10 protein-coding genes are annotated in these 16,870 nt (G+C 36.4%); all 10 read left to right on the top strand.

Annotated features, from left to right (window positions below; translation table 11 throughout):
* Nucleotides 1-1,158 precede the first annotated feature (1,158 nt).
* The 10 genes from NJT12_RS09750 to NJT12_RS09705 all read left to right on the top strand — a co-directional run bounded on the left by NJT12_RS09750 (nucleotide 1,159) and on the right by NJT12_RS09705 (nucleotide 16,714).
* Entirely contained in the window at nucleotides 1,159-4,290 is a 3,132-nt protein-coding gene (locus NJT12_RS09750; protein WP_271335710.1) for a SusC/RagA family TonB-linked outer membrane protein, read from the top strand.
* Nucleotides 4,291-4,306: 16 nt separating this feature from the next.
* Nucleotides 4,307-5,779: a RagB/SusD family nutrient uptake outer membrane protein gene (locus tag NJT12_RS09745; protein ID WP_271335709.1), complete on the top strand. Its 1,473-nt coding sequence runs from the start codon at nucleotides 4,307-4,309 to the stop codon at nucleotides 5,777-5,779.
* A gap of 27 nt (nucleotides 5,780-5,806) precedes the next feature.
* A complete protein-coding gene (locus NJT12_RS09740) occupies nucleotides 5,807-7,375 on the top strand; it encodes an arylsulfatase (RefSeq protein ID WP_271335708.1) in 1,569 nt (522 codons plus the stop codon).
* Between the two features lie 61 nt (nucleotides 7,376-7,436).
* The gene (locus tag NJT12_RS09735) at nucleotides 7,437-9,362 is read left to right on the top strand and encodes an arylsulfatase (RefSeq protein ID WP_271335707.1); all 1,926 of its coding nucleotides are present in this window, start codon (nucleotides 7,437-7,439) and stop codon (nucleotides 9,360-9,362) included.
* Between the two features lie 69 nt (nucleotides 9,363-9,431).
* Complete coding sequence (locus tag NJT12_RS09730; RefSeq protein WP_271335706.1) at nucleotides 9,432-9,983, top strand: DUF1254 domain-containing protein; 552 nt, start codon at nucleotides 9,432-9,434, stop codon at nucleotides 9,981-9,983.
* Between the two features lie 309 nt (nucleotides 9,984-10,292).
* Nucleotides 10,293-10,889, top strand: coding sequence for a DUF1214 domain-containing protein (locus NJT12_RS09725; RefSeq protein WP_271335705.1), 597 nt, complete (start codon nucleotides 10,293-10,295; stop codon nucleotides 10,887-10,889).
* 273 nt (nucleotides 10,890-11,162) lie between these two features.
* Complete coding sequence (locus NJT12_RS09720; RefSeq protein ID WP_271335704.1) at nucleotides 11,163-12,224, top strand: sterol desaturase family protein; 1,062 nt, start codon at nucleotides 11,163-11,165, stop codon at nucleotides 12,222-12,224.
* Nucleotides 12,225-12,231: 7 nt separating this feature from the next.
* Complete coding sequence (locus tag NJT12_RS09715; RefSeq protein ID WP_271335702.1) at nucleotides 12,232-14,184, top strand: alkyl/aryl-sulfatase; 1,953 nt, start codon at nucleotides 12,232-12,234, stop codon at nucleotides 14,182-14,184.
* 11 nt (nucleotides 14,185-14,195) lie between these two features.
* Nucleotides 14,196-14,912, top strand: a complete 717-nt coding sequence (locus NJT12_RS09710) for a thioredoxin domain-containing protein (RefSeq protein WP_271335701.1) — start codon at nucleotides 14,196-14,198, stop codon at nucleotides 14,910-14,912.
* A 185-nt stretch (nucleotides 14,913-15,097) separates the two neighbouring features.
* Nucleotides 15,098-16,714 (top strand): sulfatase-like hydrolase/transferase, encoded by a 1,617-nt coding sequence (locus tag NJT12_RS09705; RefSeq protein ID WP_271335700.1) that lies wholly within the window; start codon nucleotides 15,098-15,100, stop codon nucleotides 16,712-16,714.
* The last annotated feature ends 156 nt before the right edge of the window (nucleotides 16,715-16,870 follow it).

The following is a 16,870-nucleotide window of genomic DNA, read 5'->3' as shown; positions in this document are numbered from 1 at the left end:
GGTTTGCTATTTTATATACAAGCAAAAAATACGTATTACAAATACTAGTATTTTTACTTAATTGAATTCATTAATAATCTAAAATTTTTTAAAGAATATAAATTTAAGCTTAATTACTCATATACTTCCAGAATAACGTACTGAAGTTCTCTTATCCTCAGTTCATATTTTTCAATATTACATATATACAACTGATAATAAAACCATTAACGTGATAAAAGTAAAAAAAACAATAATAGTAAATAACTAGTTACCAATTAATTTAAAAAACAAATTATAAAATTGTCTTTCCTCAATTATAAAAAATTTTGTGATTGATGAGCATTTAATTTTATTCCATTTTTATGTTTTTTTGAAAATCAATATTTTGTTAAAAAAACTCGTTTCAGATGACTAAATGGCATATGCTCGACGTTTTTGTTCTGTTTTTAGAATAGCTAAGGATTTAAAAATTAGAAAATTAAGTGTAAAATACTACATTTTGAATCCTTTTCAAAAGACTTATTTAACATATACAACACAAAATAAAAACATTACAAATAATTGATTTTCAATAATTTAAATAAAAATAATTACACTTAAAAAAAAATAAAATTAACTATTTTTAAAAAAAACTAAACTATTTTTTGGATATTATTACAATAAAATTAACTTTGTCTATAGGATTAGTAGAGTATAGAAATATTTAAAAACCTAAAGAATTATATTTTGAAAACAACCGAAAGCATATTGTATCACATTTTTTCTAAAAAAAATACTTATAACACATTTTGTTATATGTGCTTCTGTTGCTAATTCCTGGCAATTTTTTCGTTTGCATTCGATTCCTCTCTCCTATCGAATCGATTTAAAAACGAACTTATAAAAAAACACCTCAAGATTATTTACTGAAATTACAAAAGTCTGTTTAACACATAATTTGTGTCGAAAGGATTCTTGAAACTATACTTATATAATAAAAAGAAAAACGACTAATAACTAATAAAAACTAAAATGAAAAAGATACAAAATTGTTGCTGTAAATAAAAAAAGCCATTTCTGCGGCAACAGAAATGGCAAGGCTTAAAGAACATTTATCACTAAATCAAGAATCCCATTAGAGAGTTGAAAATTCAACTTTCAAGGTGCCTTGTTAATTACTTAAACCAATACAAAGAAATGAAAAAAAAATTAAAAATATACTCATTGCTTTTTATCCTGTTGTTATCAGCCGGAATTAATGCCCAAAATACAACCCCACTTATTCAATCTAAGCTTGACGGAACTGTAGTCGATGATATTACAAATCAACCTATTATAGGAGCTTCAATAAATATAAAAGGAACAACTCACGGTGTTCAGACGGATGCAGAAGGAAAATTTTATTTTCAGACCGGTCAAAAATTTCCTTATACATTGATTGTCTCTTACATTGGATACAAAAAAGCGGAAATAGTTGTAAACAAAAATCCTGTTACAATTCATCTAAAAGAAGAACGTCAGGAATTAGATGAGTTAGTAGTTGTGGGTTACGGTGCTCAAAAACGTAAAGACATTACAGGATCTGTAGCTTCAGTACCTAAAGCAAATTTAGCTCAGGTTACCTCATCTGCAGATAATTTATTACGGGGCGCAATTGCCGGAGTGGTAGTTACGCAAAGTTCAGGACGTCCCGGAGCTTCTTCAAGTGTACGTATTAGAGGAGGAAATTCGATTACTGCGGGTAATGAACCACTTTATGTAGTAGACGGAATATTGATTTATAATGACAATAATAATGGTACAGCGGGAGTTTCAAACGCCGGTTCATCAATCAATGTATTGTCTACTATAAATCCCGGCGATATTGAATCTATCGAAGTATTAAAAGATGCGTCTGCAACTGCAATATATGGATCTCGTGGTGCAAATGGTGTTGTAATCATCACTACCAAAAAAGGTACAAAAGGACAGGATAATATTTCGTATCAGGGTTATTTTGGGTTTCAGAATGTTTCGAAAAAATTACATTTAATGAATGCCAGCCAATGGGCAAGCTTACGCAATGACGTTCAGGCAAGTATTGGACAGGCTCCGTCTTTTTCGGCTGCACAAATAGAAGCTTTTAAAACATCCGGAAGTTATGACTGGCAAGATGCTCTTTTTAGAACTGCTGCACCGGTTCAAAATCATCAATTATCATTTTCAGGAGGAGATGAAAAATCAAGATACGCAGTTTCGGCAGGTTACTTTCAACAGGATGGAATTGTGATTGCTTCTGATTTCAAAAGAATTTCTCTACGTGTTAACTACGAAAGAAATTATTCCCAGAATTTTAAATTTGGTGTCAATGCCAACTACAGTAATTCAGTTTCAAATGGTGTAGGAACCAATGGAGGAGCTACAGCCGGAAGATCACCAAGTCCTTTAGTTGTTGCTTTATATCAACCGCCAGTAGTACCAATTAAAAATGCTGACGGAAGTTATAATTTAACAAACAATCCTTACGCAACAGCGGTTAATGGTATAATACCAAACCCTATAAACGATTTGGTAAGTACCACCAATGAAACTAAAATTAATAGAATTTTGACCAGCTTATTTGGTGAATATAAAATAACCAAAAAACTGGTTGCGAAGGTTGCCGTGAGTGGTGACGTAATTAATACAAAACAAAATTATTATGCTCCGGCAACTACTACAACAGGTGCTGGAACAAAAGGGTTAGCATCTGTTGGAGACAGATTGGTAAGTTCTGTACTAAATGAAAATACTCTGAACTACAATACCACTTTTGGCGAAAACCATAAGTTCTCAGTTTTAGGAGGATATACACTTCAATACACTCAGGGTGAAGTTGTAAATGCCGGCGCCAATACTTTTGTAAATGATGCCAACACTTATAATGCACTTCAGGATGGTGTTGCGGTAAAACCATACAGCGATGCATTCGAAAGTGTATTAAAATCATGGTTGACCAGAATAAATTATTCTTATAGAGGAAAATATAATTTAACGCTTTCTGCCCGTGCAGATGGTTCGTCAAGATTTGGTTCTGAATCGCTATGGGGATATTTCCCGTCAGCAGGATTTTCATGGAATATTACGGATGAAGATTTTGCCAAAAACATAAAAGGTGTAACTGAAGCTAAACTTAGAATAACAGCCGGAACAACAGGAAATCAAGAGATTGGCAACTACCTTTCTCTTCCTGCAATGGGTTCTGTAAATTATTCTTTTGGAGGTACTTTATACACGGGACTAGCTCCTACCCGACTGGCAAATCCGGATTTGAAATGGGAAAAAACAAATCAATACAACGTGGGTTTAGATTTGTCTTTATTAGACAGAAAAATAAACTTTGTGTTTGATGTTTACTACAAAAAAACAAATGATTTGCTTATTAATGTCCCAGTACCATTAACTTCAGGATATGCTACAGTTCTTCAAAATATTGGTGGTGTTGAAAATAAAGGTGTTGAAGTTGGTTTGATCACAGAAAACATCAAAACAGAGAATTTCTCCTGGAATTCTAATTTTGTCTTCTCTGCCAACAAAAATAAAGTAGTTTCTATAGGAAACGGTGTAGATCAGTTTTTTCCTGTAGTGCCAAATGGTTCTTTATTGCAACAACAACCTGTAACTGTAAAAGTAGGATTGCCTTTAGGAACTTTCTGGGGATATAAAACCAACGGAATTTTCCAGACTCAGGAAGAAGTAAATACGCAGCCTAAGATTAACAGTTTAGCCAACACAAAAGTAGGTGACAGAAAATATGTAGATACAAATGGCGATGGCGTAATTACAGCTGCTGACAAAGGAAATCTTGGAAGCTCACAGCCTAAATTTGTCGGAAGTTTCAGTAACACGGTTTCTTATCACGATTTCGATCTTAATTTCTCTTTTCAGGGTTCTTATGGCGGAAAGGTCTTTAATGCATTAAACCAACAATTAGAAATTTCTACACTGGGAACTAATGCTAATGTTACACTAGATGACCGCTGGACTCCAACGAATCCAAGCAATGAAATTCCAAGAGCAACAAGTTCTCCTCTGGGAATCGTATCAGAACGTTATGTAGAAGATGCTTCTTTTTTAAGATTAAAATTAATCACTTTAGGGTACACATTGCCTAAAAGCCTTTCTCAAAAATTAGGAACAAAGAGTATTAAATTCTATATCTCTGCCGAAAATTTAATTACATGGACAAAATATACCGGTTATGATCCGGAGGTAAGTTCATACGAACAAAACAACTTATATCCTGGAATTGACTTTGGCTCTTATCCAAATTCTAAAACATTCATTTCCGGCCTGAACGTAACTTTCTAAGTAAAAAATATACATAATGAAAAAGATCATACTAACAATACTATTAAGTGCCGGTTTATTTGCATCATGCACAGATTTAGAGGTAACACCAACCTCTTTTGTAACCGAAGATAATTACTTTAAAACACAAGATGATGCTATTGCCAGCGTAACTGCTGCCTATGCCTCGTTAAGTCTTGATCCGGGAGAACAGAGCTTATTTGGTCGAAACCTTTATTTCTTAACAGATATGGGATCTGATTATGCATCAGCGGGAGTTTCTGCAACGAATCCTCAGGTAAGAGCGATGAGTAATCTGACTCATGATGCTACAAATGATCGTGTTCAGGTTGCCTGGCGACAAATCTATAACGGAATAAACAGAGCGAATGTTTCTATCGATAATATACCTAAAGTAGCGGGTACAGAAGCTGTAAAAACAAGATTAATCAATGAAGCAAAATTCATCAGAGCCTTGTTGTATTTTCAGGCAGTTCGTCTTTGGGGCGGAGTTCCGATTGTATTGCACGAACCAACTTCTATAAAATTAGAAAGTTTAAAGTCAAGAAGAGAAACTGTAGACGCAGTATACACACAAATTATTTCAGACTTAAATGCCGCTGAAACTTTACCGGCAACTTATCCTGCAAGTGATGCAGGACGCGCAACATCAGGAGCTGCAAAAGCGATTTTGACCAAAGTATACCTGACAAGAAAAGATTATCCTAACGCAATCTTAAAAGCCAGAGAAGTAATTAATGGCGGTTACGGATATGGGCTATTCGAAAGTTTTGCAGATATATTCAATAAAGCCAAAAAGAACGGAAAAGAGCATATATTCTCTGTTCAGTTTGAAGCAAATCAGGCAGGAAACGGATCAAGCGGAAATAATTTTCAAGCCACATCATTCATTGGTTACACAGCAACAGAACCGGCAGATATTGTCTCAGATGTAGCTTTGTTTTATGACATATATGCTCTGGGAGATACAAGAAGAGATGAAAGTTATGCGAAACAATTACCAATTACCGGTACAGCAAATACATATACTTTCCCGAAACCAATTTTCAAAAAATATATCGATTTTAGCAATTTGGCAACACCGGGAAATGTCGCTATCAATTTTCCAATTATTCGCTATGCTGATATCCTTTTGTCTCTGGCAGAAGCCATAAACGAACAAGGTGCGCCAACTCCCGAAGCTTATGAATTGATCAATCAGATACGACGAAGAGCTTTTGGAAAACCAATTGCAACCCCAGACGCAACTATCGATTTAGCGGGATTAACACAAGTTACTTTTAGGGCAGCCATTCAGGAAGAACGTAAAAAAGAATTTGTTCAGGAAGGACAAAGATGGTTTGACCTGGTTCGTTGGGGAACCCTTGTTACCGAAGTGAAAAAAGTAACGGCTAAAAACTCTGTTACAGAAAGAAATAACCTATATCCGATTCCGCAAAGCGAAAGAAGTTTTGATCCCGTAGGATTGCCACAAAACCCTGGATATTAATCAAAGCTCTAATTATCAATAAATAAAATGATTAAAAAACTGTTCATTCTCGCCCTATTGGTTGTTGTACAATTTCAGCTATTTGCACAGAAGAAACAACCTAACATCATCGTCATTTTGGCAGATGATTTAGGTTTCTCAGATATTGGTGCTTTTGGCTCAGAAATTAAAACTCCAAACCTGAATAAGCTCGCTAAAAACGGACTTATTATCAAGCAGTTTTACAATGCCGGACGTTGCTGTCCTTCCCGTGCGTCATTGCTCACGGGATTGTATCCGCATCAGGCAGGTATTGGAGATATGGTTCAGGACAAAGGATTTCCTGCCTATCAGGGATATTTAAACGAGCATTGTATCACAATTGGGCAAGCACTAAAACAGGCAGGATACAATACTATTGTTTCTGGAAAATGGCACGTTGGTCTTGTACCATCGGCCTGGGCGGTGAATCGGGGGTTTGATGATTCATTTACTTTACAAAACAATGGAAGTAGTTATTTTAACTCACAGCCTTTGTATAACGACGGAAGAAAAGTCACTTTTATGAAAGGAGATAAAGAAATTATCCGCACCGATACTTCTACCTATCTCACCCAGGAAATTACCAATTTCGCGCTTAATTCTTTAGAAAAACAGCGCAATCAGCAACAGCCTTTTTTTCTATATGTGGCTTATAATGCTCCACATTGGCCCATTCAGGCATTGCCCGAAGATATTGCAAAATACAAAGGCAAATATTTAGAAGGCTGGGATCAATTGAGAGCAAGTCGTTTTAAGAAATTAAAAGAACTGGGAATCATTGATAAAAACTGGGACTTATCAAATCGTTGTGAAAAAGTACCCGATTGGGAAAAACTAAGTGCCGAAGAAAAAGACAAATGGGATACGCGAATGGCAATTTACGCCGCTATGGTCGACCGAATGGATGCCGGAATTGGAGAAATCCTAGCGAAAGTGAAATCTTTGGGTGAAGAAGATAATACGCTTGTTCTCTTCCTTTCGGATAATGGCGGAAGTGCCGATGATGTGAAAAACTGGAATTATGTTACACAAAAAAATGGAACACCAGGATCAGTTGCTTCGATTGACAGTTACGAAAGTCCGTGGGGAAATGTGAGCAATACGCCTTTTCAATTATTCAAAAAGAACACCCACGAAGGCGGAATTGCGACACCTTTTATTGCTTATTATCCAAAACACATTAAGGCTGGAACACAAAGCAACAGAGTAAGTCATTTGATCGATATTTTTCCAACTCTTTTGGAGTATGCCGGTATTCAATATCCCGATTCTTTTCAAGGAAAAAGTCTGACAGCTTTAGAAGGTATTAGCTTAAAAAAAGAATTTGAAGGACAACAATCTGATGCTCATGAAGCTTTGTTTTGGGAACATGAAGGCAGTAAAGCAGTACGAAAAGGTGATTGGAAAGCTATAGCCGAAAACAATCAGCCTTGGGAATTGTACAATCTTGTCACCGACCGGACAGAAACCAAAAACCTGGCAAAATCCGAACCAAAATTACTCCAAACCCTGATTGAATTACATCAGCAATGGTCCGTAAAAGTAGGTGTCGAAGATTGGAATAAAATAAAATAATCATCAGTGTAGCCTAACAGAAATTTTCTAAAGAATAGTAATAAACATAAAAATATATAAAATGAAAAAGTTTAAAAATAATATTGCAATCAAAAGTCCTAATAAAGGGCTTTTGATTACGGCATTAATAGTCGCCCAATTAAGTTTTGGGCAATCAAAACCAGATCCCAATTACAAAGGTGTAATTGGCAAAACCCTTGCAGATTCTAAAGAATATTGGCCAGATCCTGTAAAAGCTCCCGAAGGTGCGCCAAACGTTGTCTGGATTTTACTGGATGATGTTGGTTACGGAGCTACAAGTGCTTTTGGAGGTTTGATCAATACGCCCACTTTTGAGAATTTAGCCAATAATGGTTTACGTTATACCAACTTTCACACCACTGCAATTTGTGCACCAACCCGTGCAGGATTATTAACAGGTCGTAATGCACACGCCGTTCACGTAGGTGGATTTTCGCATACGGCTATGTCGGCTGGATTTCCCGGATACGATGGTAGAATCCCGTCTTCGGCAGGAACAATTGCTGAGATTTTACGCGACAATGGATACAACACTTTTGCCGTTGGAAAATATGGTGTCACGCCAGACGAAGATGCTACAGATGCCGGACCGTTTGACAGATGGCCAACCGGAAAAGGTTTCGACCATTTCTACGGATTCTTAGGTTCAGAAACCGATCAGTATAATCCCGATTTGGTTGAAGATCAAACTTGGCTTAACGGAAATACGAGACTAAATAATGCAGGAAATGATAAATCTAAAAATCAATTTACAGCTGATTTAAAAGGAAAACACTTAAGTGAATTAATCACTGATAAAGCCATTACTTATATCGATCGCCAAAAAACTGCAGCGCCAAACAAACCTTTCTTTTTGTACTATGCGCCGGGAGCAACACATTCTCCGCATCAGGTGGCTAAAGAATGGAGCGACAAATACAAAGGTAAATTTGATGAAGGCTGGGATGTTTACCGCGATAAAGTAATTGCCAACCAAAAGAAATTAGGTTTAATTCCGGCTGATGCCAAATTGCCAACGCGCGATTCATACGTAAAAGCATGGAACACTTTGTCTCCGGATGAAAAGAAATTATATGCCCGTTTTATGGAAATCTACGCTGGATATCTTGAATATACCGATTACGAAGTAAGCCGAATCGTAAATCATCTGAAAGAAATAAATCAGTTAGATAATACTGTTTTCTACATTGTTTTAGGAGATAACGGAGCTAGTAAAGAAGGAACAGGATCTGGAACTATCGATCAGCCTTTATTGAAAAAATTATTCGGAAATGGTACAAAAGAAGATGCTGTAAAAGAAAATCTTGCGAAAATTGATCTTATGGGAACTCCTGAAGCTGTTGAAGGAAATTATCCTTACGGATGGGCATTGGCGGCAAATACACCGTTTAGAAATCTGAAACAAGATGCACATTCTGAAGGCGGAACACGTAATCCGTTGATTGTGTATTATCCAAAAGGAATAAAAACTCCCGGAATTCGTAATCAATACGGTCATGTAATTGATATTTTACCAACCACTCTGGAAACTGTTGGTATTACAACCCCAAAAGAAATACGCGGAATTGCTCAGGATTCGATTCAAGGAACTTCACTAGCGTATTCTTACTCTGATGCAAAAGCACCTTCAAGACATAAAATTCAATACTATTATATTTTTGGATCAAGAGCTTTGTACAAAGACGGATGGAAAGCTGCAGCACCTCATCATCCTGATTTTATTGATATCGTTGATAATGGCGCTTTGGCTAAAAATACAGGACCAAGTACCTACGACAATGATGTTTGGGAATTATACAATCTAAATACTGACTTTAACGAAAGAGTCGATTTAGCCAAAAAAAATCCTAAAAAATTAAAAGAACTTCAGGCTGCTTTTGACGATCAGGCGAAGAAAAACAACATCTACCCTTTTATCGATTGGCAGGATGTTTTGAAACAACGCGTTCACAAGAAAAATAAATAAAAACCCCTCGGTACTATTAATCATCCTGCAAAGAATGATTAATAGTACTGATATTAAAACAAGTAAATTATGTCAGCAACAAAACCAATTTTGAAAAAAGGCATCTTCGCCTTGATTCTTGTAGTAATTGCAGTAAGTTTTTACTACCTCACGATCTGGGTCACTCCATATTACGTGCAAAAAAAGTTTGCAGAAAAAAGTCTGGGCATTGTCAACACTCCCCGATTTGGAGATCAGCCCAATGCTGACAACAGCAGGGTAATTCCATTACCAAATCCTGACTTTTTGTATTCAACCATCAGTTATGATTTGAAAGAAAATGTGTTGAAAATTTCAGGGATTGTTCCTGATTCGACGTATTGGTCAATCTCGGCTTATCAGGAAAACACCACTAACTTTTTTGTAGAAAACGAAGAAAAAGTAAAAGCTAAATTCGAATATTATTTAGCGCCTGAAGGAAGTACCGCTGAAGCATTGAAAAATATTCCGAAAGAGAAAATCATTTACAGTCCTACAACTAAAGGATTGATTTTGTTTCGCTATTTAGTTTCAAAAGCATATCCGGTAAAAACATTAGCGGAATTGCAACATGGTGTTACGGTAGAAAAGTTAGGGAAGTAAGCGTAATCTTTGTCAAAGTAACCCCAGTCTTTGTCATTCCGAGGAACGAGGAATCACACTCTTTTATCGTCAAAGATTGTCGACATTGTTTGCGGAGTTTCGAGTGTGATTTCTCCCTTCGGTCGAAATGACAAAAATGTGCCTAATAACTTTATCACAGAGCACACAATGTAACTCGCCAAAGTCTTACCTAGCCCCGATAGAAGTGGAAATCCTTTTGTGGCGCTTCTTTAGCGACACAAAAGATTGGAACGGATAGCGGGATTAGCTCCTAAAAAAACACAACATTCAACTAAAAAAAAAGTAAAAATGGCTTTAAATCAAAAAATTAAAAAGATAGGACTTGCAGTAGCATTGATCATTTTGGCTATTGTATTCGGGAGTGCCGTTGGTGTTTATAACATCAAATCAGGCAAAAGCGATTCGCAACGCATTATTGGCAATTGGCAAACGGTCGATAAAGACAAAGACCTCAATTCGGCTGATTTGCTGACCATTGCTCAAGTGGCAGTTTATGGGCCTTATGCTTTGACCAAAAAAGAAGTTATCTACTTAAGTACAAGCACAGATAGCGAAGGAAACGCATTAGACCCAAAAGCTGATTACGTAATTAGCGGAAAAAAACTAGACGCTAAATACTGGAGTATCACGGCGTATGATGAAAACGGTTTTCTAATTAAAAACGCAATCAACAAATACAGCTACAATCTCGAGGATGTAAAATATGAAGCGGATAGTACTTCGTATAAAATTAATCTTTCGGGAACGGAGAAAAAAGAAAACTGGCTGCCTATCAATGACGTTAAAAAAGCGAGTTTGATCATTCGTTTGTATTTGCCTTCTGAAAAACTAAGAGACAATTTAACGCTTGAAACGCTTCCAACGATTCAAAAAGTAAAACAATAATCAATACATATTATAACAAATTTTGAAAAAAATAGTAAATAAAACTCTACTAAATCCATAGAATTAGAATAATATTTTATTTATTTTTACATTATCTAAAACGTACTGATTTTCAATATAGTTATAAAACATAAAAAATTAGAAATCATGAAAAGAGTAGACTTTGAAATTATAGGAAAAAAAATTGTCGTGGGAGCGATCGTTTTTTTAGTTCCGCTAGCTGTTTTGGCGGGAGGTTTAGCATTAATTAGTAATTTTTTAAAATAAGAAATCATGGCAATAGTTCAAAAAGAAAAACTAACAAGAGATTTAAGCATCAGTCTTTTAATATACAGTTTGCCTGTACTGGCAATTTTCCTTTATTTTAAACTCACAAACGGAGTTATAACAGAATCACACCTTACTTTACCCTCGTTTTTAGAATTTACAAAACCCGCTTTCGAAAACATTCGTACCTGGGGATTAATCGTTTTCATGCTGGTTTTGGGAGTTATAGAATTCACCGCAGGTTTATACGATGACGAATGGACGGGCGAAGAACGCAAAGTCGATATCATTTGTTTCTTGGCGCCAAAATTACTTTTACCTCCGGTAATCGCATTTTTTAGCTTAACAGCATTACCTTATTTAATCCCAAATTTGGCCAACTCGCTTTCATGGGTTCCGTTTTGGGGAGGATTTTTTCTAATCGCAATTGCTGATGATTTAACGCAATACTGGTACCACCGTTTGCACCACCAAGTTCCGTTTTTATGGAGATTTCATAGAACGCACCATTCAGCTCCGTATATGGGCATGGCGATGGCATCGAGACAAAACTTTATCTATACGGTTTTCTTTTCTCAAATTTACTTGACAGCAACCTTAACTTTTTTAGGTTTAGGATTGCCTGCATTGTTTGTTTTGGTGATTAAAAGTTTCATCACTCTTGGCGCACATTCAAGCATCAAATGGGACAAACCTTTTTATAAATACAGAATATTACACCCAATTGCATGGGTTCTTGAACGCTTAATTTCGACTCCTGCAACGCATCACGCACATCACGCCGATACAAGCGGAGATGGTGTTGGGCATTTTAAAGGAAACTTTGGGAATATGTTTTTTATCTGGGACATGATTTTCGGAACCGCTTTGATCACCCGTAAATACCCAACGTCTTACGGAATGAAGTCCTACAAACAAGAAGAATGGTACGCACAATTTTTATGGCCAATATTCAAATCTAAAAAAGAAGGAAGTGCTTTGGCAGAAGGCGTTTTATCAGTTCCTATAAAAGCAAAAGCAGAAACTATTTCTCCGAGTCCGGTGTATTACGAGCAGGCTCAATCTTAAAAATACCATGAAAAAAAATAAAATAACGACACTGTTAATCGGTTTCAGCATTGCTGCAAATGCACAAGCGCCAAAACAGGCGTCAACTTATACCCAAAAATCAAATGAGGCAGTATATTCAAAGTTAAACTTTGATGATACTGCCGATTTTACCGACGCCAAGAGAGGTTTTATCGCCACTCTTGCCGACGGTAAAATTCTTTCTAAAACAGGAAATGTTGCTGTAAACCTCAATGATTTTGCTTTTATAAAAGGCAAATCTCCGGCAACAGTAAATCCCGCTTTATGGCGTCAGGCACAACTCAACAACATCAATGGCTTGTTTAAAATTACCGATGGTGTTTATCAGGTTCGTTCTCTTGATATTGCGAATATTTCGTTTATAGAAACCAAAAATGGCTATGTAGTTATTGATGCTTTGACGATTGGCGAAGCGTCGACTGCTGCTTATGAACTGGTCAAAAAACACGTTGCTAATAAACCTATATTGGCCGTAATTGTCACGCACAGTCACGGTGATCATTATGGTGGTATCGAAGGATTAGTTTCTGCAGAAGATATCAAATCCGGTAAAGTAAAATTTATAACGCCAAAAGGTTTCTACGAAGAAGCGGTGAGCGAAAATGTACTTTTAGGAAATGTAATGCGTCGAAGAGCCGGATATCAATTTGGGTTAGGTTTAGAAAGAAATGCAACTGGTCAGGTCGATGTGGGATTAGGAAAACCGTTTTTAAGCAGAGGTTCGTCCTCCCTTTTACAGCCCAATTTTGAAGTCGAAAAAACAGGACAAAAAATCACGATTGATGGTTTAGATCTGGTTTTTCAGCTTACGCCAAATTCTGAAGCTCCAGCCGAATTAACGGTCTTTGCTCCTGCTCAAAAAGTTTTCTTTTCTGCCGAAATTGCCAGTCATACGTATCATAATGTCCTTACGCCTCGTGGTGCAAAAACCAGAGATGCAAAAGCATGGGCAGGATATCTGGATGAAGCGATTGATTTGTTTGGCGATAAAACCGAATTCATCGTTCCGTCGCATACCTGGCCGGTTTACGGACATGATAAAGGAATTACTTTTCTGGAAAAACAACGAGATTTATACAAATACGTGCATGATCAAACCGTTCATCTGGCCAATAAAGGTTTAAATAAAGATGAAATTGCCGAAGAAATAAAACTTCCTGCCGAATTAGGCAAAGAATGGTACAATCGTGATTTTTACGGAACAGTAAAACACAATGCCAAAGCAACATACCAATTCTATCTGGGCTGGTGGGACGGAAATCCTGCTGATTATGATAAACTGCCACAAGTAGAATCGGCTAAAAAATATGTAGAATGGTTTGGCGGCGAAGAAATAGCTTTGAAAAAAGCAAATGAAAGCTACCAAAAAGGCGAATATCGTTGGGTTGCCGAAGTACTGAAACATGTGATCTTTGCGAATCCTGAGAATGTTGCGGCCAAAAATTTACAAGCTGATGCTTTTGAACAAATTGCGTATCAGAGTGAATCCGGAATTTGGAGAGATTTATATTTATCAGGAGCCAAAGAACTTCGCGAAGGTGTAATTGTTCCTAAAAACCCTGTGAATCGTGCTGCCGGATTTTTGTCGACACTAACTCCCGAAGCAATTTTCGATTATTTGTCTGTAACTGTTGACGGAAATAAAGCGGCTGGAAAAGACGTAAAATTGCGTTTCATTTTCCCTGAACTCAATAAAAATATTCTCGTTTATCTTAAAAACGGTGTTTTACATCAAAGTCAAACCCGAGCAAATGATAAAGCCGAATTTACATTAACCATTCCAAAAGCCAAGTTCGTAGCCTTACTATCCAATCCTGAAGAAGCAAGAAATATTCTAACTTCTGACGGTGTGAGTTTTGAAGGTGATCCGTTTAAATTCAGAGAATTGGCAGGCACATTCGAACCCGCAAATCCGTATTGGAATATTGTTACACCCTAATCTAAAAAATCATGAAAAATAAAATATTCAAAAAGAGTATTGCAACCGCAATTTTACTTTTTACAGTCGTAGGTTTTTCACAAAATAAAAGTTCAAATACAGTTTCATTAGAGGTCTTTTATTCAAAAATTCAAAGCCAAAAAAATCCACAAATAATTGACGCCAGGGGAGCTGAAGAATTTGCACTCAACCATATCAATGGCGCACAGAATTTTAATCTGGAATCAAAAGATTATGAGAAACGCATTGCCGCTTTAGACAAATCAAAACCTGTATTTACCTATTCGATTGGTGCAGGAAGAAGTGTTTGGCTCGCTGATGATTTATTAAAAAAAGGTTTCAAAGAAGCGTATAGTCTTGAAGGTGGAATCGCCAACTGGATTGGAAACGGAAAACCTTTTTATGCGAGCTCAAAAAGCAAATTAACACTAGCCGAATACAAAAAAATTATCGCTGAAAACAAAGATGTATTAGTAGATATTGGCTCAATCTATTGTGGCGCCTGCAAAAAAGTAAAACCGGTTTTAGAAACCATAAAAGCACAATACGGTTCTAATTTAAAAATCGTAGAAATTGATCTGGAAGACAGCCCGCAAGTAATTGCCGATTTAAAAACCGTAAAAGTTTTCCCTACGTTGATTTTATACAAAGATGGAAAAATTGTGTTCAAAAAAGAAGGTTTAGGCGATTTGAAAAATGATGTTGATGTGGCTTTGGCTGTAAAATAAACGCAATCATAATCACCATTTTTGTCATCCCGAGGAACGAGGGATCTCCGCAAGAAACTAACGCAAAGTTTATGCAGCATGTCGAGCTACTAGCGGAGATCCCTCGTTCCTCCGGATGACAAAAATGCGCATAAAAACTTTGACAAAGATTATCACTAAGTCCATTATTTCTAAAACAAAAAAACATGGCATTATCAAAAACAAAAAAGATTGTTTTTCCAATCCTGATTATAATTGCTATTCTGGCTATATTTTTATTCTGGCCCATCAATACAGATGGAACCTTAATAAAACCAGACCCAAAATTACTTGAAGGAAAAAAGGAATTTCTGGCTGAAAAAATTCCTGTAGATAGTTCTTTTAAAAAACCAAATATCATTATTCTTCTTGCCGATGATTTAGGAAAATATGATATTTCGTTATACGGAGGAAAATCAACCCCAACTCCGCAAATAGATTCTCTGGCAGCGTCAGGAGTTACTTTTCAGGATGGTTATGTTTCGGCTTCGATTTGTTCACCTTCTCGTGCAGGAATTTTAACCGGGCGTTATCAGGAACGTTTTGGACATGAATATCAGCCTGGGGATCGGTATCCAAAAAACAATCTTGAATATTATGGTTTCAAGTATCTGATCAATACCAATAATTGGAGATTGAATGATAAAATCAATTATCCAAACGAAGCTTCGATAGCCACACAAGGTTTGCCACAATCTGAAATTACGTTTGCCGATTTGGCCAAAAGAGAAGGTTACAGCACAGGAATTATCGGAAAATGGCATTTGGGACACAACAAAGGCTTTTTTCCTTTAGACAGAGGTTTCGATTATCATTATGGGTTTTATCAGGCGTTTTCGCTTTATACTCCTGAAGATGATAATCCGGATATTATCAACCATCATCACAAAGATTTTACAGATAAAATGATTTGGGGAAATGGACGCGTTGGAATCGGACAAATTCGTCGTGATACCACCATTATACACAATAAAGCCTATCTAACCGAAACATTTGCTGATGAAGCAGAAGCTTTTATTGATCGAAATAAAAACAAACCTTTCTTATTGTACGTGCCGTTTAATGCGCCACATACACCTTTTCAGGTTCGCAAAAAATACTACGATCGTTTCCCGAATGTAAAAGACGAGAACAAACGTGTCTATTTTGCCATGATCAGCGCCTTAGACGATGCCGTGGGAAGAATCAGGGCAAAAGTCAAAAAAGAAGGTCTGGAAGATAACACCTTAATCATTTTTGCCAGCGACAACGGTGGTGCCGATTATACTTTTGCTACGACAAACGCACCTCTGAAAGCAGGAAAGTTTTCTCATTTTGAAGGTGGCGTAAATGTTCCGTTTGCACTTTCGTGGAAAGGAAAAATCAAACCTCATACAATCTATAAAACTCCGGTAAGTACATTGGATATTTTTGCTACAATTGCTGCTGCTATTCATTCTGATTTACCAAAAGACCGAGTTTATGATGGTGTTGATCTTGTAAGTACAGTCAACGAAAATAAAGAAGCACACAAAACTTTGTACTGGCGTTCCGGCGATGCAAAAGCCATAAGAAGCGGTGACTGGAAATTAATCATAAGCGGAAAAACCCATGAAGAATGGCTTTATAACTTAGCTTCAGACAAATCTGAAACTACAGATCTTGCTCAAAAAAATCCGGCAAAAGTAAAAGAATTACATCTTGCATTGAAAAATTGGGAAAAGGGTTTAGTAAAACCTTTATGGCCAAATTTAACTCATTATGAATTTGATTTTGGCAAACAAAAATACTTTGTCGATTTGTAATCTATACACAAAACCAACATTTATCTATCCTAACAGGTTTTCAAAACCTGTTAGGTATTTAATTTTAAAAATAAACAATACAAATATTCGGCTAAAGCCAATGTCAACCTCATAATAATAACCTCCAGCTAAAGCAGGAGGCTATTCAAGAAAACT

It is taken from the genome of Flavobacterium azizsancarii (assembly GCF_027980145.1).
Taxonomy (GTDB): Bacteria; Bacteroidota; Bacteroidia; order Flavobacteriales; family Flavobacteriaceae; genus Flavobacterium; species Flavobacterium azizsancarii.
This window is presented reverse-complemented; position numbering and strand designations above follow the sequence as displayed.

Bases quoted from the DNA above. Each gene is read 5' to 3' on its own strand.
- NJT12_RS09750 (WP_271335710.1), top strand. From the start codon at position 1,159: ATGAAAAAAAAATTAAAAATATACTCATTGCTTTTTATCCTGTTGTTA.
- NJT12_RS09745 (WP_271335709.1), top strand. From the start codon at position 4,307: ATGAAAAAGATCATACTAACAATACTATTAAGTGCCGGTTTATTTGCA.
- NJT12_RS09740 (WP_271335708.1), top strand. From the start codon at position 5,807: ATGATTAAAAAACTGTTCATTCTCGCCCTATTGGTTGTTGTACAATTT.
- NJT12_RS09735 (WP_271335707.1), top strand. From the start codon at position 7,437: ATGAAAAAGTTTAAAAATAATATTGCAATCAAAAGTCCTAATAAAGGG.
- NJT12_RS09730 (WP_271335706.1), top strand. From the start codon at position 9,432: ATGTCAGCAACAAAACCAATTTTGAAAAAAGGCATCTTCGCCTTGATT.
- NJT12_RS09725 (WP_271335705.1), top strand. From the start codon at position 10,293: ATGGCTTTAAATCAAAAAATTAAAAAGATAGGACTTGCAGTAGCATTG.
- NJT12_RS09720 (WP_271335704.1), top strand. From the start codon at position 11,163: ATGGCAATAGTTCAAAAAGAAAAACTAACAAGAGATTTAAGCATCAGT.
- NJT12_RS09715 (WP_271335702.1), top strand. From the start codon at position 12,232: ATGAAAAAAAATAAAATAACGACACTGTTAATCGGTTTCAGCATTGCT.
- NJT12_RS09710 (WP_271335701.1), top strand. From the start codon at position 14,196: ATGAAAAATAAAATATTCAAAAAGAGTATTGCAACCGCAATTTTACTT.
- NJT12_RS09705 (WP_271335700.1), top strand. From the start codon at position 15,098: ATGGCATTATCAAAAACAAAAAAGATTGTTTTTCCAATCCTGATTATA.